The sequence below is a fragment of the Curtobacterium sp. MCBA15_007 genome, from assembly GCF_001864905.1.
Classification (GTDB): domain Bacteria; phylum Actinomycetota; class Actinomycetes; order Actinomycetales; family Microbacteriaceae; genus Curtobacterium; species Curtobacterium poinsettiae.
The window spans coordinates 13,965-38,813 of the sequence record NZ_MJGM01000017.1 but is presented as its reverse complement, the minus strand read 5'-3'; the positions used below and the strand labels follow the sequence as shown (position 1 = coordinate 38,813).

Here is a 24,849-nt window from a genome sequence, read left to right as displayed (position 1 = left end):
AACCGGACCCGGCCCTTGCAGGTCAGGAAGCTGCGATCGATTCCTTCGCGGCGGCCACGACGTGCTCCGTCGTGAAGCCGAACTCCTTGAAGAGCGTCTGGTAGTCGGCCGAGGCACCGAAGTGCTCGATCGAGACGCTGCGGCCCTTGTCGCCGACGATGTCGCGCCAGCTCATGGCGATGCCGGCCTCGACCGACACGCGAGCGGTGACGTCCTTCGGGAGCACCTGGTCCTGGTAGTTCTCGGACTGGGCGCGGAACCACTCGATCGACGGGGCGCTCACGACGCGGGCGTTGATGCCCTCGGCCTTGAGCTGCTCGCGAGCCTCGACCGCGATCTGGACCTCGGAACCGGTCGCGATGAGGATGACGTCCGGGGTGCCGTTGGGCGCCTCGGCCAGGACGTAGGCGCCCTTGGCGACGTTCTTCGCCGAAGCGAAGACCTCGCCCGAGGCGTCGCCTTCGCCACGCTCGAACACCGGCAGGTTCTGACGGCTCAGCGCGATGCCGGCCGGGCGGTCGGTGTGCTTGAGCATCTCGAGCCACGCGTACGCGACCTCGTTGGCGTCGGCCGGACGGACGACGTCGAGACCCGGGATCGCACGCAGCGACGAGACCTGCTCGATCGGCTGGTGCGTCGGGCCGTCCTCGCCGAGGGCGACGGAGTCGTGGGTCCAGACGTAGATCGCCGGCGCCTGCATGAGCGCGGCGAGACGGACCGCCGGACGCATGTAGTCGCTGAAGATGAGGAACGTGCCGCCGAAGGGGCGGGTGTTCCCGTGCAGGACGATGCCGTTGAGGATCGAGCCCATGGCGTGCTCGCGGATGCCGAAGTGCAGCACGCGGCCGTACGGGTCGGTGCTCCACGTCGAGGTCGAGGCCTCGGCCGGACCGAAGGACTTGGCACCCTCGATCGTGGTGAGGTTCGACTCGGCGAGGTCGGCCGAACCGCCCCAGAACTCGGGCATCAGCGGCGCGATGGCGTTGATGACCTTGCCGGAAGCGGCACGGGTCGAGACGGCCTTGTCCGCCGGGAAGACCGGGAGCGCTGCTTCGAGGCCCTCCGGGAGCTCCTTCGACTGGACGCGGTCGAACAGTGCCTTCTTGTCGGCGTTGGCTGCGGCCCACGCGTCGAAGGACTTCTGCCACTCGGCGTGCTCGGCCTGGCCCTTGGCGACGGCGCCGCGGGTGTACTCGAGGACCTCGGGAGCGACCTCGAAGGTCTTGTCGGTGTCGAAACCGAGGATCTCCTTGAGGCCCTTGATCTCGTCGGCGCCGAGCGCTGAACCGTGGATCTTGCCCGAGTTCTGCTTGGTCGGCGACGGCCAGCCGATGATCGTCTTGAGGACGATGAGCGACGGCTTGTCGGTGACCTGCTTGGCGGCCTCGATCGCGGCGTGGAGCTCCTCGGCGTCCTCGGAGTACTCGCCGTTCTTCTTCCAGTCGACGATCTGGACGTGCCAGCCGAGCGCCTCGTAGCGCTCGGGGACGCTCTCGGAGAACGCGATGTCGGTGTTGTCCTCGATCGAGATCTGGTTCGAGTCGTAGAACGCGATGAGGTTGCCGAGCTGCTGGCGACCGGCGAGCGAGCCCGCTTCGTTGGTCACGCCCTCCTGCATGTCACCGTCGCCGGCGATCACGTAGGTGAAGTGGTCGAACGGCGACTGGCCGGCCGGGGTCTCCGGGTCGAACAGGCCGCGCTCGAAGCGCTGGGCGTAGGCGAAGCCGACCGAGGACGCGAGGCCCTGGCCGAGCGGGCCCGTGGTGATCTCGACACCGTCGGTGTGGCCGTACTCCGGGTGACCCGGGGTCTTCGAGCCCCACTTGCGCAGGTGCTGCAGGTCCTCGAGCTCGAGCCCGTAGCCGTGCAGGTAGAACTGCACGTACTGGAGGATCGAGGCGTGACCGGCGGAGAGGATGAAGCGGTCGCGGCCGATCCAGGTGGCGTCGCTGGGGTCGCGACGCATCACCTTCTGGAAGAGCAGGTGGGCGAGCGGAGCAAGGCTCATCGCGGTGCCGGGGTGACCGTTGCCGGCGGCCTCGACCGAGTCGGCGGCGAGAACGCGGGCCGTGTCGACGGCCTTCCGGTCGATGGCGTCCCAGGTGAATTCAGCCACTTGGATGTTGACCCTTCTTGATGCGACATGTGCGAGGGCTCGTGCCATCGCACGGACATGTGGCCATCCCGGGGCCGAGTCGTGTCGCCGTCTAGCGGCGGCCGACCGGCTCATCGCGGCCGACGTCATCGGGGCGCGCACTGCGGGAGGGCGTGTCCAGCATAGTGACCCGGTACTCAGAAGGGGTTCAGGTGACCCCCGATGTTCACACCGGGGTGGCCGACGACGGTCGATCCGGGCGTGTCGAACGCGTCCCGATCACGCCGGGATGTCGGAGCGGGGCACCGTTGCGGCGCTTCCATCCCGTAAACTGATCGGGACCCGTGGACATTCCGGGTCAGCGCATGCCCGGACGCCGCCGCAGTCGTCCACCGAGTGTGCGAGCTGATGCGAACAGACTGAGGTTCCCTTGCCGACTGCCACCGTGACCCGGCCCGACACCGATCGACCCCGATCGCCGCTGTCCCGCAAGGTCCGTGCGTACGTCTCGTTGACGAAGCCGCGCGTGATGGAGCTGCTGCTCGTCACCACGGCCCCGACGATGTTCCTCGCCGAGCGCGGCGTCCCCGACCTGTGGCTCGTCTTCTGGACGATGCTCGGCGGAGCGATGTCGGCCGGTTCGGCGTCGGCCTTCAACTGCTACATCGACCGCGACATCGACCGGCTCATGAAGCGGACGAGCACCCGGCCGCTGGTCACCGGTGAACTCTCCGACCGTGAAGCCCTCGTGTTCTCGTGGATCCTCGGCGTCCTGTCGACAGCGGTGCTCGGCTTCCTGGTGAACTGGCTCGCGGCGGCGCTCAGCGTCATCGCGATCCTGATCTACGTGTTCGTCTACACGCTGTGGCTCAAGCGCCGCACGCCGCAGAACATCGTCTGGGGTGGCTCGGCCGGCTGCATGCCCGTGCTCATCGGCTGGGCGGGTGTCACCGGATCGCTGACCTGGACCCCCGTCATCCTGTTCATGGTGATCTTCCTCTGGACGCCGCCGCACTACTGGCCGCTGTCGATGAAGTACCGGGACGACTACGACGCCGCCGACGTGCCGATGCTCGCCGTCGTCCGTGGTCGGACCGTCGTCGGCCTGCAGGTCGTCCTGTACGCCTGGGCGACCCTCGTCTGCTCGCTCCTGCTCATCCCCGTCGGGCACATGGGTCCGCTGTACACGGTGGTCGCGCTGGCCGGTGGCATCTGGTTCGTCGTCGAGTCGCACCGCCTGTACTCGCGGGCGATCCAGCACGTCGAGCACGTGCATCCGATGCGGGTCTTCCACAGCTCGATCACGTACCTGACGCTGCTCTTCATCGCGGTGGGCATCGACCCGCTGCTGCCGCAGGTCTTCACTTTCTAGGGCGGTCGCGCCGGCGCCGCCGCAGGCGCGTGCTCGGTCCGCAGGACGCCGTCGTGTCCGGTTGACGCCGTCGTGTCCGCAGGACGCCGTCGTGTCCAGTTGACGCCGTCGTATTGGCAAGACGCCGTCGTGTCCGCAGGACGCCGCCACCCCGACGAGACGCCGCCGAATCCGGCGGCGTCTCGCGCGCTCGGCGGCGTCTCGGCAGGACACCGGCGTCTTGTGCTCGGCACGCGGCGGCCTGGAGGCGCGGTGCGGGCCCGCCACGGGCCTCCCGTCCGGCGCGGGGAGCGTCTGCCGCGGCGCGGACCCGACTGGCTGGGGACCGCACGTGGTGCGGGCTCGGTCCGACGGCGCGTCCGGCCGACCACCACAAACGCGACACCCCACGAGTCGAACGACTCGTGGGGTGTCGGAGAACGGGTGTCGAGCGCGCGACGCGCCCGGGCGTCAGGCGTCGATGGGTTCCCGGACGGCGTCGCGACCGGCCGATGCCCGCGTGGACAGCACCACCGCGGTGACGGCGCCCACGAGGAGCCCGGCGAGCACCATGTGCGTGCCGACGAGCCCGACGGGCAGACCGGTGCGTGCCTGCGTGAGGCCGACCGCGATCTGCAGGAACTCGACGACGAGCAGCAGCAACGGCCACTTGCTCGGCCGGCCCAGGCGGACGGCTCCGATGACGAGCACCAGGGTGAGCGCGAAGAGGGCGTACGCCGGCCAGGCGTGCACGTGCTCCATGACCGCGGGGTCGAACCCGGTGCGGTGCAGGCGTCCGCCGTCGACCGCTTCGTCAGCGCCGGCGTGCGGGCCGCTGCCGGTGGTCAGGATGCCGACGAGCACGGTCACGACGACGGCGGCGACGGTGCCGCGGACGACGCCGGTGTACCAGCCGGGGACGAGCCGCTCGGCCGTGCGGGGGCCGTGCACGGTGCGGTAGACCAGGGCAGCGGTCACCGAGGTGAGCGCGGCGGAGACGACGAAGTGCAGTCCGACCACGAAGGGGTTCAGGTTCGTCCACACGCTCATGCCGCCGATCACGGCCTGCACCGGGATCGCGACGCCCTGAGCGAACGCCAACCAGAACAGTTCCGGCCGCGTGCGGAGCATCCGGACGACCGCCAGGAACATCGCGACGGCCACGATCACGAGCACGAAGGTCAGCAGACGGTTGCCGAACTCGATGATGCCGTGGACGCCCATCTCCGGCGTGGAGACCAGCGAATCCGCCGTGCACTTGGGCCAGGTGGGGCATCCGAGGCCCGACGCGGTGAGGCGGACCAGGCCGCCTGTGCCGATCAGCACGACCTCGACCACGAAGGACGCCCAGGCCAGTGCGACGACGCGGCGGTCGACCGCACGGGGGAGCAACCACCACCGTCCGGTCCGGAGATCCTGCTCGACGGGGGATCCGACGCGTGTCACGAGGGTGGTGCCTTCCTGTTGTTCCGTGCAGTGAACCTGTAGGATTCGAGGGTTCAGCAGCAGTCAAGTCTAGGCAGGCGCCGGCTCCGAATGGGCCGAGATCGCCGATCACTCCACGGACTGCGTGGAACCATAGTCGTTGCGAGGGAGCAGCACCGGGTCCGCATGTCAGCGGTCCACGGTGGAATGGCGTCCAGACGCCACGGGTTGACACCTGTAACGCTGTCCCGCGAGAAGGAAACGAGGAGACCATGTCCGACGTGCTCATCGACCGTCCCGAGCTCGAAGGGCTCGGCCAATACGAGTTCGGCTGGTCCGACTCCGACTCGGCAGGGTCCTCCGCCCGTCGTGGGATCTCGGAAGAGGTCGTCACCGACATCTCGAACCTCAAGGACGAGCCCGAGTGGATGCTGAAGAACCGCCTCAAGGGGCTGTCGCTCTTCGGCCGCAAGCCGATGCCGACGTGGGGTGCCGACCTGACGGGCATCGACTTCGACAACATCAAGTACTTCGTGCGCTCCACCGAGAAGCAGGCGCAGTCGTGGGAAGACCTCCCCGAGGACATCCGTGCGACCTACGAGAAGCTCGGCATCCCCGAGGCCGAGCGCCAGCGCCTGGTCGCCGGCGTCGCCGCGCAGTACGAGTCCGAGGTCGTGTACCACCAGATCCGCGAGGACCTGGAGCAGCAGGGCGTCATCTTCATGGACACCGACACGGCGCTCCGTGAGCACCCGGAGCTGTTCGAGGAGTACTTCGGCACCGTGATCCCGGCCGGCGACAACAAGTTCGCCGCGCTGAACACGGCCGTCTGGTCCGGTGGGTCGTTCGTCTACGTCCCCAAGGGCGTCCACGTCGAGATCCCGCTGCAGGCCTACTTCCGGATCAACACCGAGAACATGGGTCAGTTCGAGCGGACGCTGATCATCGCGGACGAGGACTCGTACGTCCACTACATCGAGGGCTGCACCGCTCCGATCTACAAGTCCGACTCGCTGCACTCGGCCGTCGTCGAGATCATCGTGAAGAAGAACGCCCGCGTTCGCTACACGACGATCCAGAACTGGTCGAACAACGTCTACAACCTCGTCACGAAGCGTGCGATCGCGCACGAAGGCGCGACGATGGAGTGGATCGACGGCAACATCGGCTCCAAGGTCACGATGAAGTACCCGTCGATCTACCTCGCCGGGGAGCACGCCAAGGGCGAGACGCTCTCCGTGGCCTTCGCGGGCCCCGGCCAGCACCAGGACGCCGGCGCGAAGATGATCCACATGGCGCCGTACACGACGTCCTCGATCGTCTCCAAGTCGATCGCCCGTGGCGGCGGTCGTGCCGGGTACCGCGGCGAGGTCCGGGTCGACCCGGGCGCGCACCACGCGGCCAACACCGTGCGCTGTGACGCCCTGCTCGTCGACACGATCAGCCGGAGCGACACGTACCCGGCGATCGACATCCGTGTCGACGACGTGCAGCTGGGGCACGAGGCCACGGTCTCGCGTGTCAGCGAGGAGCAGCTCTTCTACCTCATGTCCCGCGGCATGGCCGAGGACGAGGCGATGGCGATGATCGTCCGTGGTTTCATCGAGCCGATCGCCCGCGAGCTCCCGATGGAGTACGCACTCGAACTCAACAAGCTCATCGAGATGAGCATGGAAGGATCCGTCGGCTAGATGTCCAGCACCACCCCTCCCCACATCGACCAGCCGATCGAGCCCGCTGCCGCAGCGCAGGGCGGCACCCAGCACGGCGCCGGAGCCCACTCCGACGGCGGCTGGGACGCCCCCGACAAGAAGGTGCCGGTCCAGACCCGCTCCGAGCGGTTCCAGTCCGGCGACGTCGAGGCGTTCCCGAAGGTCACCGGCCGAGAGGTCAACTGGAAGTTCGCGCCGCTGACCAAGCTCCAGCCGCTGCTGGACGGCCCGCTCGACGGATCCGCCTACCCGTACCTCGCCCGCCAGTCCGAGGGCGCCGACGTCGAGTGGGGTCGCAGCGACGACCCCCGCGTCGGCACCGCCGGCCTGCCCGAAGACCGCGCGGCGGCCGCGGCCTGGAGCGCCCGTGACGCGGTCCTGGCGATCACGATCAAGGCCACCGAAGCGCACGAGTTCATCACGGTGACCCGCTCCGACTTCGGGTCGCAGCCCCGCGCCGCGCACACGGTCATCACGGCCGAGCCGAACGCGCAGGGCATCGTCGTGCTCGACAACCGCGGCAGCGCCCTGCTGAGCGAGAACATCGAGATCGTCGCGCAGCAGAACGCACGACTGACCGTCGTCAGCCTGCAGGACTGGGACGACGACGCGGTGCACGTGTCGACGCACTTCGCCGAGGTCGGGCGCGATGCCTTCCTCAAGCACGTCGTGGTCTCGCTCGGCGGCGACGTCATCCGGGTCAACCCCTCGACGCACCTCGGTGCGCAGGGTGCCGACACCGAGATGTACGGCGTGTACTTCGCCGACGCCGGCCAGTACATCGAGCAGCAGGTCTACGTGAACCACGACGCGCCGAACACGCGCGGTCGGGTCAACTACAAGGGTGCGCTGCAGGGCCAGGGCGCGCACACCGTCTGGATCGGTGACGTCCTGATCGGTCGCGCCGGTGACGGGACCGACTCGTACGAGCAGAACCGCAACCTCGTGCTGACGGACGGCACCCGTGCCGACAGCATCCCGAACCTCGAGATCGAGACGGGCAACATCGAGGGTGCCGGTCACGCGAGTGCCACCGGTCGCTTCGACGACGAGCAGCTGTTCTACCTGCAGTCCCGCGGAGTCCCGGAAGAAGAAGCGCGGCGTCTCGTCGTGCTCGGCTTCCTGGTCGAGGTGATCCAGAAGATCGGTGCGCCCGAGCTCGAGGAACGCCTCATCGCCGCGGTCGAGCAGGAACTCGCCGAGGGCCGTTCGGTCATCGCGGCACCGGCCGAGTCCGGCGCCGAGCCGGCCGCCGCGCCGCAGGCACCCGCACCGCAGACCGCCGCTCCGCAGGCCAACGCCTGATGGCCGAGAAGGTCTGCGCCGAAGCCGACATCGCGGTGGACAGCCCGATGCGGGTGGTCGTCGGTGGCACGGCGGTCGCGATCGTGAAGGACTCGTCCGGCACGGTCCACGCCATCGGCGACACCTGCACGCACGGCGACATCTCGCTGGCCGAGGGCTTCGTCGAGGGTGACTCGCTGGAGTGCTGGGCCCACGGGTCCCGCTTCTCGCTGACCACCGGCAAGCCGCAGAACTTCCCGGCCTACGAGCCCGTCCCGGTCTTCCGGGTCGAGGTCCGCGACGGCGACGTCTACGTCGACGTCCAGGACGTCGTCCCGGTCGACTGAGCACCCCAACACTTCCCGCGGCTGACGCCGCACCACAGCTGCAACCGAAGGAACGCAATGTCCACTCTGGAAATCCGTGACCTCAAGGTCTCGATCGACACCGACCAGGGCACCAAGGAGATCCTGAAGGGTGTCGACCTCACCATCAACGAGGGCGAGATCCACGCGATCATGGGGCCGAACGGCTCCGGCAAGTCCACCCTGGCGTACACGATCGCCGGACACCCCCGGTACAACGTCGTCGGTGGCACGATCACCCTCGACGGCGAGGACGTCCTCGCGATGAGCGTCGACGAGCGTGCCCGTGCCGGCATGTTCCTGGCGATGCAGTACCCGGTCGAGATCCCCGGCGTCACGGTGTCGAACTTCCTCCGCACCGCCAAGACGGCGATCGACGGTGAGGCCCCGGCCCTGCGCGGCTGGATCAAGGAACTCCGTCAGTCGATGGCCGACCTGAAGATGGACTCGTCGTTCGCCGAGCGCAACGTCAACGAGGGCTTCTCCGGTGGCGAGAAGAAGCGCCACGAGATCATGCAGCTCGAGCTCCTCAAGCCGAAGTTCGCCGTCCTCGACGAGACCGACTCCGGCCTCGATGTCGACGCGCTGAAGATCGTCTCCGAGGGCGTCAACCGTGCCAAGGCCGCGACCGGCCTCGGTGTACTGCTCATCACGCACTACACGCGCATCCTCCGCTACATCAAGCCGGACTTCGTGCACGTGTTCGTCGCCGGAAAGATCGCGGAGCAGGGCGGCCCCGAGCTGGCCGACCGCCTCGAGAACGAGGGCTACGACCGCTACGTGCAGGCCGTCGCGGCCGCCGAGGCGCAGGCCTGATGATCGCCGCACTCGCTCCCGACAAGTTCGACGAGGTCGTCGAGGGCCTGAAGGAGGTCCAGGACCCGGAGCTCGGCGTGAACATCGTCGACCTCGGCCTGATCTACGACCTCGCCTGGGACGACGACGCCAACGCCCTCGTCATCAGCATGACGCTCACCAGCGCCGGCTGCCCCCTGACCGACGTCATCGAGGGTGACACCGCGAACGCGCTCGACGGCATCGTGGACGCCTTCCGGATCAACTGGGTCTGGATGCCGCCGTGGGGTCCGGAACGGATCACCGACGATGGACGCGAGATGATGCGCGCCCTCGGGTTCGCGATCTAGGCGCGACCCACAACGGACGGGAGGCGCGGTGCCAGCTGGCACCGCGCCTCCCGTCCGTTTGTGCGCACGCCACGCGCGGGGCGCGCCGCCGAGTGGTCGCAACCGCCCGCTCACGTTCGCCGAGTGGTCGCGTTCGGTCGGCTGACCCCGCTCCAGGCGACGGAACGTGACCACTCGGCATCCGGGCAGTGGGGAGTCGTGACCGCACTGACAGCCCGGCGCCGCGGCCGCCTGCCTGCCCGCCCACGCGCTGCGGACGCAGAACGGCCCCACACCGATCGGTGCGGGGCCGTTCTCGTGCGAGGGGTCAGCGGCGGCCGACGGCCTTCCACGCGAGCGGCAGGATGCCGGCGGCGATGAGGGCCTTGGCGACGCCACCGATGATGAACGGGTACAGGCCGGCGGCGAGCACCGACTGGACGTCGTTCGGGGCGCCGAGCTGGCCGAGCGCCACGGCGAGGTACGGCAGGCCGGTCACGAACGGGATCGCGCTCGCGAGCAGCATCGCGACCGCGGCACGACCGACGTTGCGGTCCCAGTTGCGGCGGGCGAGCCAGCCGACGAGCCCGGCGGCCGGGATGAAGCCGATGACGTACCCGAAGCTCGGCAGGGCCAGGGCCTGCAGGCCGCCCTGCAGGTCGGCGAAGAACGGGGCACCCGCGAGTCCGGCGACGGCGTAGACGAGCAGCGAGAGCATGCCGCGACGTGCGCCGAACGTCGCGCCGACGAGCACGACGGCCAGCGTCTGCCCGGTGATCGGGACCGGCCACATCGGGACCTCGAGCTGCGCCATCGCGGCGGTGAACAGGGCTCCGCCGGCGACGAGGGCGGCGTCGGTGGCCAGCCCGTGCGTGCGCAGACGGTCGGCGAGGACTGCGCGGGGAGCGAACCCGGTGGCGTTCGTCATGGATTCTCCTAGAATGGACTGCTGGTTCCGTTCGGAACCATCGGTCCCGTCAGCGTAGCGGTGCACCTCACGCACACACCGTTGTGCAAACCCACCAACTGATTGGACGTCCACTGTGCTTGCCGTGCACGAACTCGAGATCCGCGTCGGAGCTCGTCTCCTCATGGAAGAAGTGTCCTTCCGTGTCGAGAAGGGCGACAAGATCGGACTCGTCGGCCGCAACGGCGCGGGGAAGACGACGATGACCAAGGCCCTCGCGGGCGAGACGCAGCCGAACGGCGGCACGATCGACCGCGGCGGGGAGATCGGCTACCTGCCGCAGGACCCCCGCTCCGGCGACCCGGAGGAGACCGCGCGGAAGCGCATCCTCGACGCCCGCGGGCTCGGTGAGCTCGTGGAGGGCATCCGCCTCGCCACGCTCGACATGGCGAGCGACGACGCGGCCGTTGCCGAGAAGGCGATGCGGCGCTACAGCCGTCTCGACGACCAGTTCAACGCGCTCGGTGGCTACGCGGCCGAGGCCGAGGCCGCCTCGATCGCGTCGAACCTGAAGCTGCCGGACCGCATCCTCGACCAGCAGCTCAAGACGCTCTCGGGTGGTCAACGACGGCGCATCGAGCTCGCCCGCATCCTGTTCTCGGACGCCGAGACGATGATCCTCGACGAGCCGACCAACCACCTCGACGCCGACTCCGTCGTGTGGCTCCGCGAGCACCTGAAGACCTACCCCGGCGGCGTCATCATCATCTCCCACGACGTCGAGCTCGTCGAAGAGGTCGTGAACCGCGTCTTCTACCTGGACGCAAACCGCCAGACCATCGACATCTACAACATGGGCTGGAAGCTCTACCAGCGTCAGCGCGTCGCCGACGAGGAGCGCCGTCGCAAGGAGCGCGCGGGTGCCGAGAAGAAGGCCGCCACGCTCAAGGACCAGGCCGCACGCTTCGGTGCGAAGGCCTCGAAGGCCGCCGCCGCGCACCAGATGGTCGCGCGTGCCGACAAGCTGCTCGCCGGCCTCGAGGACGAGCGCGTCGCCGACCGCGTCGCGAAGATCCGTTTCCCCACGCCGGCGCCATGCGGTCGTACGCCGCTGATGGCCGAGGGGCTGTCGAAGTCCTACGGCTCGCTGGAGATCTTCGCCGGTGTCGACCTGGCGATCGACCGCGGCTCCCGCGTGGTCATCCTCGGCTTCAACGGTGCGGGCAAGACGACGCTGCTGCGCATCCTCGCGGGTGCCGACCAGCCCGACACCGGTGAGATCCAGCCAGGCCACGGTCTGCGCATCGGCTACTACGCGCAGGAACACGAGAACATCGACATCAACCGCACGGTGATCGAGAACATGGTGTCTGCGTCGACGGACCTCAACGAGACCGAGGCCCGTCGGGTGCTCGGGTCGTTCCTGTTCACCGGCGACGACGGCTACAAGAAGGCCGGCGTCCTGTCCGGTGGTGAGAAGACGCGTCTGTCCCTCGCGATGATCGTGGTGTCGGGGGCGAACGTCCTACTGCTCGACGAACCGACGAACAACCTGGACCCGGCGTCGCGCGAGGAGATCCTCAACGCCCTGGCCGGCTTCGAGGGCGCGGTCGTCCTGGTGTCCCACGACGCCGGGGCGGTCGAGGCGCTCAACCCCGAGCGCGTGCTGCTGCTGCCGGACGGCACCGAGGACCACTGGAACAAGGACTACGCGGAGCTCATCGAGCTCGCGTAGCCGCCTGCGAGACGCCGTCGTGTCCACACGACGCCGCTGAGCCGTCGAGGCGCCGCCGGACACGGCGGCGCCTCGACGACGTGGGGGCGTGTCGTGATGACGACGGCGTCTTGCGCACCGGCCTCGGGGTCGGTCGGGCGTCGCGCCTCCCGTCCGCACGGTGCCGCGTTCGCGGTCCGGTGCGCTGTTGCGTGCTGGGTGCGCGCTTGTGGTGCTGCACGGTGCGGGGAAGCGCGCACGGGGTTGCGAGGTGCGCACGGTGCGGTCTGGAGGCGCGGTGCTGGTCGTGTGTCGCGCCTCCCGTGCGCACGGTGCCGCGTTCGCGGGCCGGTGCGCTGTTGCGTGATGGGTGCGCGCTTGTGGCGGCGCACGGTGCGCGGAAGCGCGCACGGGGTTGCGAGGTGCGCACGGTGCGGTCTGGAGGCGCGGTGCCGGTCGTGCGTCGCGCCTCCCGTGCGCACGGTGCCGCGTTCGCGGTCCGGTGCGGTGCTGCGTGTTTGGTGCGCGCTTGTGGCGGCGCACGGTGCGCGGAAGCGCGCACGGGGTTGCGAGGTGCGCACGGTGCGCTGGAGGCGCGGTGCTGGTCGGGCGTCGCGCCTCCCGTCCGCACGGTGCCGCGTTCGCGGTCCGGTGCGCTGTTGCGTGCTGGGTGCGCGCTTGTGGCGGCGCACGGTGCGCGGAAGCGCGCACGGGGTTGCGAGGTGCGCACGGTGCGCTGACGCGCACACACGCGCACACACGCACATACACGCCAGCCCGTCAGCGACGGGACGCGATGAGCTCGTCCTCGATCTCGGCGTCGGTCTTCGGCTTGAGGTTCTTGCGGCGTTCGCGCTCGAGGGCACGCTCGCGCTCCTCGGGGTCGTCCTGGTTGAGGTTCCGGTACTCCTGCACCATCACGTACGCCAGGAACCCGAAGCCCCCGGCGGCGAACAGGAACCACTGGATGAAGTAACTCAGGTGCAGCCCGGTGTCGGCGTTCGGGCGATCCCAGCCGAGCGGGCGGGCCTCGGTCGGGGCGGGGGACTCCGAGGCGAGCTGCCCGTACGCACCGGTCCAGATGGGGTCGTCGACCTTGTTCGCCACGTCGGCCAGGGTGACCGACTGCACCTGGTCGGTGTCCTTCGGGTCGGAGCGGCCGGGGATGCGCGGTTCGCTCTGCTGCAGCCGGACAACGGCGGTGACCTCGCCGGACGGGGGAGCGGGAACATGGTCGGGGGCGTCCTGCGCGTTGCCGGTCGGGACCCAGCCGCGGTCGACGATGAAGGCGCGGCCCTCGGACGTGACGAGCGGGGTGAGGACCTCGAACCCGGGCTGCCCGTTGTGCACGCGGTTGCGGACGAGCAGCTGGGAGTCGACGTCGTACCGGCCGGTGACGGAGACCCGGAGCCACTCCTGCTCGTCCTGCCAGCTCGACGCCCTCGGCAGCGCCCGGTCGAGGGGGACGGGAGTGTGGTCGTAGTTCTGCGCGACCTGCTCGTTCTGCCGGACGGCTTCGTTGCGGCGGTCCCACTGCCACATGCCGAACAGCGTGCAGACGATGGCGAAGGCGACGGCGATCGCGAAGTACCCGAGCCAGCGGCGGCTCCGGACGAAGCGCCAGCCGACGAAGGGCTCGTCGGAGCGGCCGGGCGAACCCGAGTCCGAGCCCGATTCCAAGCCAGAGCCGGAGCCGGGGTCCGATCCGGCGGCGGCGCGCTGCAACTTGGCGGCGTGCTTGCGGCCGTACCGGGACTGCGGGTCGAAGCCGTCGGTCATCGCGAGGTGCCGGTGGCGCGCACCCCGACGTCGTTCTTCGGCGCCGCCACCGGGTCGCGCTCGTCGTCGAGGCGGTCGACGTCCTCGTGCATGCCGGTGACGCGCACCGGGAACGAGCGGGACCGCAGGTAGTCGGCCAGGAAGTCACGGTGCTCGTCGCACGCCGCCCAGATCTTCACGCGGTCGATCGCGTGGATGCGGGGGTTGCGCCAGTTCACGCGCCAGCCGGCCGTCGAGGTGCAACCCGCTCGCGAGCACACCGGGGTCGATCCGGGCTCGGTCTGCAGGTCGAACGTCGCACCCATCAGCGGGGTCCCCACATCTTCGATCGGTCGCCGTTGCGCTGCCACTCGTCCTGGGCGTGCTGCGCCTGCTGGCGGAGGCGGTCCTGTTCGTCGCGGTAGGCCTGGGCCCGTGCATCCTCCTGCTGTTCGCGGAGGCGCGGGTCGACGGCGTCGTACAGCTCGATGGACCCGGCGGGGGAGATCATGTCGCTCTCGGTCCGGCTGCCAGCGTTCGCGATGACGACGGCGACCCAGGGGATCACCGCGGCGAGGACGATCGGGATGACGGCAAGCCACGAGTGCCAGGTCGAGTACACGAGCACGGCGGAGATGAAGAGGACCACTCGGATGGCCATCTGCCAGACGTAGCGGGACAGGCGGTGCGCCCGGTCCTGCTCCGGTGTGTCCGGCAGCGAGGTGATGCTCGTGTGCGTGCTCTTCATACAGATGGTCTCCGTCTACCCGTGGTCAAGCCTAATCCCGCCGGGCCGATCATGGGTGCGCCGCGCGCGAACCGGCAGGGTGGTCGGCTCCGGTACGCTCGTCCGGGCGTGTCCGCCGGGTCCCCGGCACCGCGTGCCGAGCAGAACCCACCGAACGGAGCGACCATGAGCACCCCCCGTACCGTCCTCATCACCGGCGGCAACCGCGGCATCGGCCGCGCGCTGGCCGAGCGGTTCGTCGCAGCCGGCCACCGGGTCGCCGTGACGTCGCGCAGCGGTCAGGGTGGTCCCGAGGGCGCGCTGACGGTGCAGGCCGACATCACCGACACGGCCTCCGTCGACGCCGCGTTCACGCAGGTCGAGGCCGAGTTCGGTCCGATCGAGGTCCTCGTCGCGAACGCCGGCATCACGAACGACCAGCTGCTCCTCCGCATGTCCGAGGACGACTTCACCAGCGTCGTCGACACGAACCTCACCGGCACCTTCCGCGTCGTCAAGCGCGCCACGAAGGGCATGATGAAGGCCAAGTTCGGGCGCATCGTGCTGATGTCGAGCGTCGTGGGTGCCTACGGCCAGATCGGCCAGGTCAACTACGCGTCCTCGAAGGCCGCCCTGGTCGGCATGGCCCGCTCGATCACCCGTGAACTCGGTTCGCGTGGCATCACCGCCAACGTCGTCGCGCCCGGCTTCATCCAGACCGACATGACCGCCGCGCTCTCCGACGAGCTGCAGGCCGAGTTCAAGAAGGCGATCCCGGCCGCCCGCTACGGCACGGTCGACGACGTCGCCGACGCCACGCTGTTCCTGGCGAGCGACGGCGCCGGGTACGTCTCCGGAGCGATCATCCCGGTCGACGGCGGCCTCGGGATGGGGCACTAGCCACCGCCTGCGCGACGTTTCGTGCCCAGCGACCGTCCACGGGTGCTCGCGCGCGTGACGTGTCGCTGAGCGCGAAGACCGGACGGTCCGCTCAGCCGCGCAGACCGAGCGTCGCGAGCACGGCGGACAGGTCACGGTCGATGACCGCGACGTCCGCCTGCTCCCGCACGCGCGGCTTCGCGTCGAACGCGACCGACAGCGCCGCGACGCGCATCATCTCGAGGTCGTTCGCGCCGTCCCCGATCGCGATCGTCCGTGCCGGGTCGACACCGTCGGCGTCCGCCCACTCGCGGAGCGCGACGGCCTTCGCGTGCGCGTCGACGACGTCGCCGAGCACGCGGCCGGTCAGCACGCCGCCGCTGACCTCGAGCCGGTTCGCCCGGCAGTGGTCGAGGCCGAGTTGCTCGGCGAAGGGGTCGAGGACCTCGTGGAACCCGCCCGACACCACGCCGACGGTGCCGCCGGCGGCGTGCACGCCGCGGACGAGCTGGTCGGCGCCCCGCGTCACACGGACCGCCTGCTGCGCGCGGACGAAGACGTCCGCCTGGAGGCCCGCCAGGGTCGCGACACGCTCCCGGAGGCTCTCGGCGAAGTCGAGTTCCCCGCGCATGGCGCGCTCCGTGATCGCCGCCACCTGTGGCCGGGTCCCGGCGCTGTCGGCGAGCAGTTCGATCACCTCGTCCTCGAGGAGGGTGGAATCGGCATCGAGGACGACGAGGAAGCGGGGCACGCACCAACGGTACCGACTGGCGGAGGCACGGCCGCGTCGGTGACGCGAGCCGTGCCTCCAGACCGTCCGTTCCGGGCTGCGCCCCGGGTGCGTCGTCACGCATCGCCGCGGACGCCCTTGCCGACCCATGGGCTGAGCCCGGACTCGGTGACGGATCAGGCGTCGACGCGGACGCCCTTGCCGACAACGGTGATGCCGGACGCGGTGACGGTGAAGCCGCGTGCCTCGTCGGCCTCGCGGTCGACGCCGACCTGCGCACCCGGTGCGAGGACGACGTCCTTGTCGAGGATGGCGCGGTTGACGATCGCGCCGGCGCCGATGGTGGCGCGCTCGAACACGATCGAGTCGAGGACCTTCGCACCGGAGTCGATCGAGCACCACGGCCCGATCATGCTGCGCTCGACCTGGGCGCCCGACACCAGGCAGCCGAGCGACACGAGCGAGTCGACCGTGGAGCCGGTGTTCCCGTTCGCGTCGCGGACGAACTTCGCCGGCGGCAGGTTCGTCTGCTGGTTGAAGATCGGCCAGTCCTGGTTGTACAGGTTGAAGACCGGGACCGGGGCGATGAGGTCCATGTGGGCGTCGAAGAACGAGTCGATCGTGCCCACGTCGCGCCAGTAGTACTTGTCGCGGTCGGTGGACCCGGGGACCTCGTTGCGCTGCAGGTCGTACACGCCGGCGTCGCCGCGGTTGACGAAGTCGGGCACGATGTCGCCGCCCATGTCGTGCGCCGAGGTCTCGAGCTGGCCGTCGCGCAGGACCGCGTCGACCAGGGCGTCCGCGTTGAACACGTAGTTGCCCATCGAGGCCAGGATCTCGCCGGGGGAGTCGGCCAGGCCGATCGCGTCCTTCGGCTTCTCGAGGAACGCGTCGATCTTGGTCGGGTCGTCCTCGGCCACCTGGATCACGCCGAACTGGTCGGCGAGGCCGATCGGCTGGCGGATCGCCGCCACGGTGACACTGCGGCCGGAGGCGATGTGCGCCTCGACCATCTGGTGGAAGTCCATCCGGTACACGTGGTCCGCGCCGACGACGACCACGATGTCGGGGCGTTCGTCGCGGAGCAGGTTGAGCGACTGCAGGATCGCGTCGGCCGACCCGGCGAACCAGCGCTTGCCGAGCCGCTGCTGCGCGGGGACCGACGCGACGTAGGAGCTGAGCAGCCCCTCCATCCGCCAGGTCTCCGCGACGTGTCGGTCGAGACTGTGCGACTTGTACTGGGTCAGGACCACGATCTTGTTGAGACCGGAGTTCACCAGGTTCGACAGTGCGAAGTCGATGAGACGGAAGTTGCCGCCGAACGGGACGGCGGGCTTCGCGCGATCGGCGGTGAGCGGCATGAGTCGTTTGCCTTCGCCACCGGCGAGCACGATGCCGAAGACCTTCTTTGGAGCCATGCCGCTCACAGTAGGCGTCAGCACTGGGAACCGGTTACCTTGAACCAGTGCGAGTCGATCTGCTGACCAGGGAGTATCCGCCGGAGGTCTACGGCGGAGCCGGTGTCCACGTGTCCGAACTCACCGCCGCGTTGCGGTCGGGAACGGAGACGGAAGTCCGTGTCCGGGCCTTCGGGGCCTTCCGTGACGAACCCGACGTGTGGGGCTACCGGACCCCGGACGGCCTCGGCCAGGCGAACGGCGCACTGCAGGCCCTGGGCACCGACGTGGCCATCGCAGCCGACGTCGAGGGCGCCGACCTCGTGCACTCGCACACCTGGTACGCGAACTCCGCGGGCCGGATCGCGCAGCTGACCTACGGCATCCCGCACGTCGTCACCGCCCACAGCCTTGAGCCCCTGCGCCCGTGGAAGGCCGAGCAGCTCGGCGGCGGCTACCGCCTGTCCAGCTGGATGGAGCGCGAGGCGTTCGAGAACGCCGACGGCGTCATCGCGGTCTCGAAGGCCATGCGTGCGGACATCCTGCGTTCCTACCCCTCGATCGACCCGGCGAAGGTGCACGTCGTCTACAACGGCATCGACATCGACGCGTGGAAGCCGACCGTCGACGAGGACGCCGTGCGTGCCCTCGGCATCGACCCGACGCGCCCGAGCGTCGTGTTCGTCGGACGCATCACCCGGCAGAAGGGCCTGCCGTACCTGCTCCGCGCCGTGGCCTCGCTGCCGTCGGACGTGCAGATCGTGCTGTGCGCCGGCGCGCCGGACACCCCCGAGATCCTGGCCGAGGTCACCGCGCTCGTCGAGGGGCTCCGCGCCGAACGCGAGGGCGTCGTCTGGATCGACCGGATGCTCGCGCACCAGGAGATCGTGAACGTGCTGTCCTCGGGCACCGTGTTCGTCTGCCCGTCGGTGTACGAGCCGCTCGGGATCGTGAACCTCGAGGCGATGGCGTGCGGGATCCCCGTCGTCGGCACCGGCACCGGGGGCATCCCCGAGGTCGTCGCCGACGGGCTCACCGGTCGCATCGTCCCGATCGACCAGGTGCAGGACGGCACCGGCACCCCGACCGACCCCGACCGCTTCGTGGCCGACCTCGCCGCGACCCTGGCCGAGGTGCTCGCCGACGAGGGGCTGGCGAAGCTCATGGGACGCGCCGGACGGCTCCGTGTCGAGACCGAGTTCACCTGGGACGCGATCGCCACCAGGACACGGCAGGTCTACGACCAGGTGCTCGGCCAGAACCCGTAGGCTGGTCGCATGCCCTCGGTCGTGCGCTTGTCAGACGTCTCCGTGGTCCGCAACGGGGCCACCATCCTCGACGCGATCTCGTGGGAGGTGCAGGACGACGAACGCTGGGTCGTGCTCGGCGCGAACGGCGCCGGCAAGACGACGCTGCTGCAGGTCGCCGGTGCCCAGACGTTCCCGACCTCGGGCGACGTCGAGGTGCTCGGCACCGAGCTCGGTGGCGCCGACCTGTTCGAGCTCCGCCCGCGCATCGGCTTCGCGTCGACCGCGCTGGCGCGCCGCATCCCCGTCACCGAGAAGGTCATCGACGTCGTGCTCACCGCGGCGTACTCGGTGACGGGGCGCTGGAACGAGGAGTACGAGGAGCTCGACGTCCGTCGTGCGCAGCGCGTGCTCGAGGAGTGGGGCCTGGGGTCCTTCACCGACCGCACGTTCGGCGACCTGAGCGACGGCGAGCAGAAGCGCGTGCAGATCGCCCGGGCCGTGATGACCGACCCGGAGATCCTGTTCCTCGACGAACCGGCCGCGTCGCTCGACCTCGGCGCCCGTGAGAGCCTCGTCCGCACCCTCGGCGGCTACGCCCAGAGCGCCGACTCGCCCGCCATCGTCATCGTGACCCACCACGTCGAGGAGATCCCGGCCGGGTTCACCCACGCACTGGTCCTCGCCGACGGCCACGTGCAGGCCGCCGGTCCCATCGACGAGGTCCTGACCGACCAGACCCTGACCGAGGCGTTCGGCATCGACCTCTCGGTCACCAAGGACGCCGGTCGCTACACGGCACGCGCCGCGTAGCGCTGCGATCCCGCCGTCTCTCTGGTATCGTGGACGGCTGGCGCAAGCCGACGACTTCCCGCGCAGTTCGCGCAATCCCACCACCGCTATCGAGGAATCTCCATGAAGACCGACACCCACCCCGAGTACCGCGCCATCGTCTTCCGCGACCTGGCCTCCGGTGAGACGTTCCTGACGCGTTCGACCGCGAACAGCGACAAGACCATCGAGCTCGACGGTGCGACCTACCCGGTCATCGACGTCGAGATCTCGTCCGCTTCGCACCCGTTCTACACGGGCAAGCAGCGCATCCTCGACTCGGCCGGCCGCGTCGAGAAGTTCAACCAGCGCTTCAAGGGCTTCAGCAAGTAAGCAGCCCCCACGCAACGCCGACGGGCGGCCCTCCTGCAGGAGGGCCGCCCGCTCGCGTTGTGCGGTGTCTCCGGCAGCCGCTGGCCCGGGCCCGCAAGACACCGGTGTTCGCGCGTCACACCGGGTTGTGCGGGTGTTCGGCGCACGAACACCGGTGTCCCGCGCGGGCTGTGCGGGGTCAGGCGCCGTTGCGGTGCGGCCAGCGGCCGTCGGCGGTGAACGACGGGTCGCGCTTCTTGCGCATGTAGTCCTGGAACGACGCGGCCTGCTCGGCGCACCAGCCGACCTGCTTGCGGTGGAGTGCTTCGGCGGAGATGCCGAGTTCGTCCGGGTACTTGCCCGCGATGGCCTGGGCGACACGCCCGGCAGCGATGGCGTCCGCGCCGGCGTCGTGGGCGTCGTCGAGGGTGACACCGTAGAGCTCGGACGCGGCTTCGAGCGTGCGCTTGCCCTTGCGGAAGGTGTCGAGCGCCTTGTCGATCACGAGCGGGTCGACGACGTTGCCGACGACGGGGGAGGCGAACCCGTGCCGCTTCGCTTCGCGGTCGAGGACGGTGAGGTCGTAGGGGGCGTTGTAGATCACGAGCGGGATGCCCCGGGCGAACACGGCTTCGATCGCGGCGATGATCTCGCCGACGACCTCGGCCGCGGGACGCCCCTCGGCCTGGGCACGTTCGGTCGTGTACCCGTGCACGGCCGCGGCGCCCTCGGGGATGGGGACGCCCGGGTCGGCGATCCACGCGCCCTCGACGATGGAGGCCCCGGTCATGTCGATGAGTCCGACGTGGGCCGTGACGATGCGGGCCGTCTCGACGTCGACCCCGGTGGTCTCGAGGTCGAAGACGCCCAGCGCGTGCCACCAGGGGCGACCCGTGAGGTCCTGGGACGGAGCGGGTGCGTCGAGCTGTGCTGTGGGGAACGTCACGCGGTCAGGCTAACGGGACGCACCGACACCCCCGACTACCGGGTCGGCGCGCCGACGTGCAGCCAGTAGAACGACTGCGTGCCCATGGTGAGCGTGACGGTGCCGTCCTCGTCGAACGACGGGAACGAGCTGCCGCCGAACAGGTCGTAGAGCGGGCGCCCCGCGAACTCCGGCGCGGAGATCGTGACCGAGGTCGGGTTCGTCGCGAACGAGAACACGCACAGGACGTCCTCGGCGGACGGCCCGAACTGCTGCCCGGAGCCCTCCCACGAGCGGACGAAGGCGAGCACCGAGTCGTTGGAGGTCTCCTGCACGTTCAGGGAGCCGAGGCCGAACACCGGGTGGGCCTTGCGGGTGTGGATGACGTTGCGGACCCAGTGCAGCAGCGAGCGCGACTGGGCCAGCTGCGCCTCGACGTTGACCTGCGCGTAGTTGTACACGAGCGACTGCACGACGGGCAGGTAGAGCTTGCCCGGGTCGGCGGTGGAGAAGCCGGCGTTGCGGTCCGGCGTCCACTGCATCGGCGTGCGGGACGAGTCGCGGTCCGGCAGCCAGATGTTGTCGCCCATCCCGATCTCGTCGCCGTAGTACAAGAACGGTGAACCGGGCAGCGAGAAGAGCAGCGCGTGGATGAGTTCGAGCTCGGCGCGCGAGTTGTCGAGCAGGGGAGCGAGACGTCGGCGGATACCGATGTTCGAGCGCATCCGTGGGTCGTAGCCGTACCAGCCGTACATCGCCTGCCGGTACTCCTCGCTCACCATCTCGAGCGTGAGCTCGTCGTGGTTGCGGAGGAAGACGCCCCACGCGGCGCTGGCCGGCACGTCGAGGGTCTCGGACAGGATCGCCTTGAGCTCGGCGGCGTGCTGGGCGCGGAGCGAGTAGAAGATGCGCGGCATCACCGGGAAGTCGAACGCCATGTGGCACTCGGGTTCCTCGTCGGTGCCGAAGAAGGCTGCGGTCTCGCGCGGCCACTGGTTCGCCTCGGCCAGGAGCACCCGGCCGGGGTACTCGTCGTCGACCATCGCGCGGAGCTTCTTGATGAACTCGTGCGTCTCCGGCTCGCCCTCGCCGTTGCCCTCCTCCGACTCGAACAGGTACGGGATCGCGTCGAGCCGGAGCCCGTCGACGCCCATGTCGAGCCAGTGCCGGACGACGTCGTAGATGGCCTCGATGACGGCGGGGTTCTCGAAGTTCAGGTCGGGCTGGTGCGAGAAGAAGCGGTGGAAGAAGAACTGGCGTCGGACCGGGTCGAAGGTCCAGTTGGACTCCTCGGTGTCGACGAAGATGATGCGGATGTTCGAGTAGTCCTCGTCGGTGTCGCGCCAGACGTAGAAGTCGCCGTAGGGGCCGTCCGGGTCCTCACGGGACTGCTGGAACCACTCGTGCTGGTCGCTGGTGTGGTTGATCACCATGTCGATCACGATGCGCATGTTCCGCTCGTGCGACTTCGTGACGAGCTCGCGGAAGTCGTCGAGGGTGCCGAACTCCGGCAGGATCGCCCGGTAGTCGGCGATGTCGTAGCCACCGTCACGCATCGGCGACTGGAAGAACGGCGGCAGCCACAGCGCGTCGACGCCGAGCCACTGCAGGTAGTCGAGCTTGCCGATCACGCCCTGGATGTCGCCGATGCCGTCCCCGTTGGAGTCGACGAACGACCGGATCATGCACTCGTAGAAGACCGAGCGCTTGTACCACTGCGGGTCGAGCGTCAGGCCGGGCAGCTGGATCGGGGCTGTGAAGGTCACCGTGCTCCTCGTCGTCGTCGACGGACCGCTCGACGGCCCGCCCCGGACACGATAGGCGCGAGATGCTGCGGGTGTCCGGGGATTCGTGCGGTTCGCTCCCTAGACTGACGCCGATGCAACCGCCCGTGCTCTCCCCGTACCAGTCGTTGATGGCCGCCACCCCGGTCGTGCACCGGGCCGTCCAGGTCGACGGCCGGACCACGCACTACTGGGTCTACGGGCCCGAGGACGCGGATCGCACCGTGCTCGCCGTGCACGGGTTCCGCGGGGACCACCACGGCCTCGAGACGATCGCCGCGCACCTGGACGGTGTCCGCGTGATCGTCCCCGACCTGCCCGGCTTCGGCGTGTCCGATCCGCTGCCGGTGTCCGACATCGACGCGTACGTCACCTGGCTGACCGGGTTCCACGCCGCGCTCGGGCTCGGGCGCGACACCGTCGTGCTCGGGCACTCGTTCGGGTCGATCGTGGTGTCGGCCACCGTCGCCGCCGGTCTCGACACCCGGCTGCTCGTGCTCGTCAACCCCATCGCCGCCCCGGCACTGCAGGGTCCGCGTGCCGTCGGGACCGCGATCGCGATCGGGTACTACCGTGCCGGCGCCGTGCTGCCGAAGCCGATCGGGCTCGGGATCCTGCGGAACGGTGCGATCGTCCGGGCGATGAGCATCGCGATGCTGAAGTCGCACGACCCCGTCGTCCGCCGGTGGGTCCACGATCAGCACGACCGGTACTTCTCGGCCTTCGCGAACCGTACGAGCGTGCTCGAGGCGTTCCGCACCTCGGTCACCCACGACGTGTCCGAGTACGCCGACCGGATCGACGTGCCCGTGTTGCTCGTCGCGGCGGAGCACGACGACATCACCGCCGTGCCCGAACAGCGTGCACTCGCCGAACGCCTGCGGGACGCCGAGCTCGTCGTGATCCCGGGTGTCGGGCACCTGGTGCACTACGAGACACCGGCTCCGGCCGCCGCCGCGGTGCTGCGCCGGATGGCGGACACGGCCGCGCGCCCTGGACGGGGCCGCGGCACCAGGGCGGGCCGACCGTCGGGGGCGGGGCGGGCCTCCCGCACGACCGCGGCGAAGGTGACCGAGGCGAAGACGGCTCCGGCGAAGTCGAACACCACGAAGCCGAACGCCACGAAGGCGACCGAGGCGACGGCGAGCGACACGAAGGAGACCGACGCGTGACGCGCCTGCGCATCGGGATCGACTGCCGGTACGTGCGGATCGGTCGGCACGACGGCATCAGCCGGTTCACCGCCGGAGTGGTCGCGAACCTGCCGGACCGACACGACTTCGTGCTGCTCGTCCACGACGAGCGCCAGCTCGAGTCGCTGCCGCCGGACCTGCCGTGGGAGCTGCTGCCGGCACCGACGGACGCGGGGGAGCCGCTCGTCGCCCGGCGGGTCAACCGTCTGGGGCTCGACGCGGTGTTCTCACCGATGCAGACGATGGGGTCGCGCGGGCGCCGGTACGCGCTCGTCCTGACGCTGCACGACCTGATCTACTACCGCAACCGCACGCCCCCGCGGGAGTTCTCGTGGCCGCTGCGGCTCGGCTGGCGGGCGTTCCACCTGTCGTGGGCGCCACAGCGGTTCCTGCTGAACGGTGCGGACGGGGTGGTGACGGTGTCGGAGACGACCGCCGGGCTGATCGCCGAGCACCGGTTGACGAGCCGACCCGTGACGGTCGCGTACAACGCGGCCGACCCGGCGACGCCACGGGCGACCGGAGCGCCGCGCGAGCGCTCCCTCGTCTACATGGGGTCGTTCATGCCGTACAAGAACGTCGAGACCCTGGCGGCGGCGCTGCCGCTGCTCGGGGCGGACTGGACGCTGCACTGCATGTCGCGGGTTTCCGGTGCCGACCGGGCGCGACTCGAGGGGCTCGCTCCCGCGGGGACGATCGTCTTCCACGACGGCGCGACGGACGAGGAGTACCTGTCCGTGCTCCGTTCGGCCACGGCGCTGGCGACCGCGTCGTACGACGAGGGGTTCGGCATCCCGCTCGTCGAGGCGATGGGCGTCGGGACCCCGGTCGTCGTCAGCGACATCCCGATCTTCCGCGAGATCGGTGGCGATGCGGCCGAGTACTTCGACCCGGCGTCGCCGTCCGCCGTCGCCGCGGCCGTCCGGCGGGTCGAGGACCGGTGGGACGAGGCTTCGCTGCGGTCGATCGAGCGTGCTCGGCGGTTCCGGTGGCAGGACTCGGCGGAGCAGGTCGTCCGGGCCGTCGAGCGGGCCGTGGGGGACCGGCGGGCCTGAGGGCCGGCGCACGCGGGCTCGCGGTTCGGGCTCG

22 protein-coding genes and 1 pseudogene are annotated in these 24,849 nt (G+C 69.8%); 13 read left to right on the top strand and 10 right to left on the bottom strand.

Going from position 1 to position 24,849, the window contains the following annotated elements; all coding sequences use genetic code 11:
* Nucleotides 1-22: 22 nt before the first annotated feature.
* A complete protein-coding gene (tkt, locus tag BIU95_RS09210; protein ID WP_017887263.1) occupies nucleotides 23-2,116 on the bottom strand; it encodes a transketolase in 2,094 nt (697 codons plus the stop codon).
* Between the two features lie 424 nt (nucleotides 2,117-2,540).
* Here tkt and BIU95_RS09205 point away from each other — a divergent pair, with 424 nt between their 5' ends.
* Nucleotides 2,541-3,467 carry a heme o synthase gene (locus BIU95_RS09205; protein ID WP_017887264.1) on the top strand — a complete coding sequence of 309 codons (927 nt, stop codon included), beginning with the start codon at nucleotides 2,541-2,543 and terminating at the stop codon, nucleotides 3,465-3,467.
* Nucleotides 3,468-3,917: 450 nt separating this feature from the next.
* On the opposite strand, the gene BIU95_RS09200 is transcribed toward BIU95_RS09205, so the two are convergent.
* Entirely contained in the window at nucleotides 3,918-4,892 is a 975-nt protein-coding gene (locus tag BIU95_RS09200) for a heme A synthase (protein ID WP_071251503.1), read from the bottom strand.
* A gap of 251 nt (nucleotides 4,893-5,143) precedes the next feature.
* Here BIU95_RS09200 and sufB point away from each other — a divergent pair, with 251 nt between their 5' ends.
* The 5 genes from sufB to BIU95_RS09175 are packed head-to-tail and all read left to right on the top strand — an operon-like array spanning nucleotide 5,144 to nucleotide 9,377.
* Nucleotides 5,144-6,562 (top strand): Fe-S cluster assembly protein SufB, encoded by a 1,419-nt coding sequence (gene sufB / locus BIU95_RS09195; protein ID WP_017887266.1) that lies wholly within the window; start codon nucleotides 5,144-5,146, stop codon nucleotides 6,560-6,562.
* Complete coding sequence (sufD, locus tag BIU95_RS09190) at nucleotides 6,563-7,888, top strand: Fe-S cluster assembly protein SufD (RefSeq protein WP_017887267.1); 1,326 nt, start codon at nucleotides 6,563-6,565, stop codon at nucleotides 7,886-7,888. It abuts the gene before it with no gap.
* Complete coding sequence (locus tag BIU95_RS09185; protein WP_027465677.1) at nucleotides 7,885-8,214, top strand: non-heme iron oxygenase ferredoxin subunit; 330 nt, start codon at nucleotides 7,885-7,887, stop codon at nucleotides 8,212-8,214. The genes sufD and BIU95_RS09185 overlap by 4 nt, the downstream gene beginning before the upstream one ends.
* Nucleotides 8,215-8,271: 57 nt before the next feature.
* Nucleotides 8,272-9,048, top strand: coding sequence for a Fe-S cluster assembly ATPase SufC (gene sufC / locus BIU95_RS09180; RefSeq protein ID WP_017887269.1), 777 nt, complete (start codon nucleotides 8,272-8,274; stop codon nucleotides 9,046-9,048).
* Entirely contained in the window at nucleotides 9,048-9,377 is a 330-nt protein-coding gene (locus tag BIU95_RS09175) for a metal-sulfur cluster assembly factor (protein ID WP_017887270.1), read from the top strand. Before sufC ends, BIU95_RS09175 begins: the two co-directional genes overlap by 1 nt.
* A gap of 307 nt (nucleotides 9,378-9,684) precedes the next feature.
* Here the strand turns inward: BIU95_RS09175 and BIU95_RS09170 are convergent, their stop codons facing one another.
* On the bottom strand, nucleotides 9,685-10,284 hold the full coding sequence (locus BIU95_RS09170; protein WP_071251502.1) for a biotin transporter BioY: 600 nt from the start codon (nucleotides 10,282-10,284) through the stop codon (nucleotides 9,685-9,687).
* A 115-nt stretch (nucleotides 10,285-10,399) separates the two neighbouring features.
* Here BIU95_RS09170 and BIU95_RS09165 point away from each other — a divergent pair, with 115 nt between their 5' ends.
* A complete protein-coding gene (locus BIU95_RS09165) occupies nucleotides 10,400-11,998 on the top strand; it encodes an ABC-F family ATP-binding cassette domain-containing protein (RefSeq protein ID WP_031259783.1) in 1,599 nt (532 codons plus the stop codon).
* Nucleotides 11,999-12,757: 759 nt separating this feature from the next.
* On the opposite strand, the gene BIU95_RS09160 is transcribed toward BIU95_RS09165, so the two are convergent.
* The 3 genes and pseudogenes from BIU95_RS09160 to BIU95_RS09150 form a co-directional block, all read right to left on the bottom strand.
* A complete protein-coding gene (locus tag BIU95_RS09160) occupies nucleotides 12,758-13,756 on the bottom strand; it encodes an SURF1 family protein (RefSeq protein ID WP_017887273.1) in 999 nt (332 codons plus the stop codon).
* A gap of 98 nt (nucleotides 13,757-13,854) precedes the next feature.
* Nucleotides 13,855-14,061, bottom strand: a pseudogene (locus BIU95_RS09155) (hypothetical protein); the annotation flags it as partial.
* Nucleotides 14,061-14,483, bottom strand: coding sequence for a DUF3099 domain-containing protein (locus tag BIU95_RS09150; protein WP_052481935.1), 423 nt, complete (start codon nucleotides 14,481-14,483; stop codon nucleotides 14,061-14,063). The pseudogene BIU95_RS09155 and the gene BIU95_RS09150, both read right to left, overlap by 1 nt.
* 165 nt (nucleotides 14,484-14,648) lie before the next feature.
* Between BIU95_RS09150 and fabG the strand changes: the two genes are divergently transcribed.
* The gene (fabG, locus tag BIU95_RS09145) at nucleotides 14,649-15,362 is read left to right on the top strand and encodes a 3-oxoacyl-ACP reductase FabG (protein ID WP_031259788.1); all 714 of its coding nucleotides are present in this window, start codon (nucleotides 14,649-14,651) and stop codon (nucleotides 15,360-15,362) included.
* Nucleotides 15,363-15,453: 91 nt separating this feature from the next.
* Here the strand turns inward: fabG and serB are convergent, their stop codons facing one another.
* Both serB and BIU95_RS09135 read right to left on the bottom strand, forming a co-directional pair.
* Nucleotides 15,454-16,092 carry a phosphoserine phosphatase SerB gene (serB, locus tag BIU95_RS09140; RefSeq protein ID WP_071251500.1) on the bottom strand — a complete coding sequence of 213 codons (639 nt, stop codon included), beginning with the start codon at nucleotides 16,090-16,092 and terminating at the stop codon, nucleotides 15,454-15,456.
* A 155-nt stretch (nucleotides 16,093-16,247) separates the two neighbouring features.
* Nucleotides 16,248-17,489, bottom strand: a complete 1,242-nt coding sequence (locus BIU95_RS09135; protein WP_042540903.1) for a glucose-1-phosphate adenylyltransferase — start codon at nucleotides 17,487-17,489, stop codon at nucleotides 16,248-16,250.
* A 47-nt stretch (nucleotides 17,490-17,536) separates the two neighbouring features.
* Between BIU95_RS09135 and glgA the strand changes: the two genes are divergently transcribed.
* From glgA to BIU95_RS09120, 3 genes are all read left to right on the top strand, one after another.
* Nucleotides 17,537-18,736: a glycogen synthase gene (gene glgA / locus BIU95_RS09130; protein ID WP_031259795.1), complete on the top strand. Its 1,200-nt coding sequence runs from the start codon at nucleotides 17,537-17,539 to the stop codon at nucleotides 18,734-18,736.
* Between the two features lie 9 nt (nucleotides 18,737-18,745).
* Complete coding sequence (locus tag BIU95_RS09125) at nucleotides 18,746-19,528, top strand: ABC transporter ATP-binding protein (RefSeq protein WP_017887279.1); 783 nt, start codon at nucleotides 18,746-18,748, stop codon at nucleotides 19,526-19,528.
* Nucleotides 19,529-19,630: 102 nt separating this feature from the next.
* Entirely contained in the window at nucleotides 19,631-19,879 is a 249-nt protein-coding gene (locus tag BIU95_RS09120; RefSeq protein ID WP_017887280.1) for a type B 50S ribosomal protein L31, read from the top strand.
* A gap of 178 nt (nucleotides 19,880-20,057) precedes the next feature.
* On the opposite strand, the gene BIU95_RS09115 is transcribed toward BIU95_RS09120, so the two are convergent.
* Nucleotides 20,058-20,729: a 3'-5' exonuclease gene (locus tag BIU95_RS09115; RefSeq protein ID WP_031259796.1), complete on the bottom strand. Its 672-nt coding sequence runs from the start codon at nucleotides 20,727-20,729 to the stop codon at nucleotides 20,058-20,060.
* Between the two features lie 110 nt (nucleotides 20,730-20,839).
* Nucleotides 20,840-22,549, bottom strand: coding sequence for a maltose alpha-D-glucosyltransferase (gene treS, locus BIU95_RS09110; protein ID WP_017887282.1), 1,710 nt, complete (start codon nucleotides 22,547-22,549; stop codon nucleotides 20,840-20,842).
* A 113-nt stretch (nucleotides 22,550-22,662) separates the two neighbouring features.
* Between treS and BIU95_RS09105 the strand changes: the two genes are divergently transcribed.
* Complete coding sequence (locus BIU95_RS09105) at nucleotides 22,663-23,739, top strand: alpha/beta hydrolase (protein ID WP_310809411.1); 1,077 nt, start codon at nucleotides 22,663-22,665, stop codon at nucleotides 23,737-23,739.
* A gap of 5 nt (nucleotides 23,740-23,744) precedes the next feature.
* Entirely contained in the window at nucleotides 23,745-24,815 is a 1,071-nt protein-coding gene (locus BIU95_RS09100) for a glycosyltransferase family 1 protein (RefSeq protein WP_031259798.1), read from the top strand.
* Nucleotides 24,816-24,849: the final 34 nt, after the last annotated feature.

What these genes read in the sequence shown, in the direction of transcription:
- sufB (WP_017887266.1), top strand. Translation starts at nt 5,144, where the DNA reads ATGTCCGACGTGCTCATCGACCGTCCCGAGCTCGAAGGGCTCGGCCAA.
- sufD (WP_017887267.1), top strand. Translation starts at nt 6,563, where the DNA reads ATGTCCAGCACCACCCCTCCCCACATCGACCAGCCGATCGAGCCCGCT.
- sufC (WP_017887269.1), top strand. Translation starts at nt 8,272, where the DNA reads ATGTCCACTCTGGAAATCCGTGACCTCAAGGTCTCGATCGACACCGAC.
- BIU95_RS09175 (WP_017887270.1), top strand. Translation starts at nt 9,048, where the DNA reads ATGATCGCCGCACTCGCTCCCGACAAGTTCGACGAGGTCGTCGAGGGC.
- BIU95_RS09170 (WP_071251502.1), bottom strand. Translation starts at nt 10,284, where the DNA reads ATGACGAACGCCACCGGGTTCGCTCCCCGCGCAGTCCTCGCCGACCGT.
- BIU95_RS09160 (WP_017887273.1), bottom strand. Translation starts at nt 13,756, where the DNA reads ATGACCGACGGCTTCGACCCGCAGTCCCGGTACGGCCGCAAGCACGCC.
- BIU95_RS09150 (WP_052481935.1), bottom strand. Translation starts at nt 14,483, where the DNA reads ATGAAGAGCACGCACACGAGCATCACCTCGCTGCCGGACACACCGGAG.
- fabG (WP_031259788.1), top strand. Translation starts at nt 14,649, where the DNA reads ATGAGCACCCCCCGTACCGTCCTCATCACCGGCGGCAACCGCGGCATC.
- BIU95_RS09135 (WP_042540903.1), bottom strand. Translation starts at nt 17,489, where the DNA reads ATGGCTCCAAAGAAGGTCTTCGGCATCGTGCTCGCCGGTGGCGAAGGC.
- BIU95_RS09125 (WP_017887279.1), top strand. Translation starts at nt 18,746, where the DNA reads ATGCCCTCGGTCGTGCGCTTGTCAGACGTCTCCGTGGTCCGCAACGGG.
- BIU95_RS09120 (WP_017887280.1), top strand. Translation starts at nt 19,631, where the DNA reads ATGAAGACCGACACCCACCCCGAGTACCGCGCCATCGTCTTCCGCGAC.
- BIU95_RS09105 (WP_310809411.1), top strand. Translation starts at nt 22,663, where the DNA reads ATGCAACCGCCCGTGCTCTCCCCGTACCAGTCGTTGATGGCCGCCACC.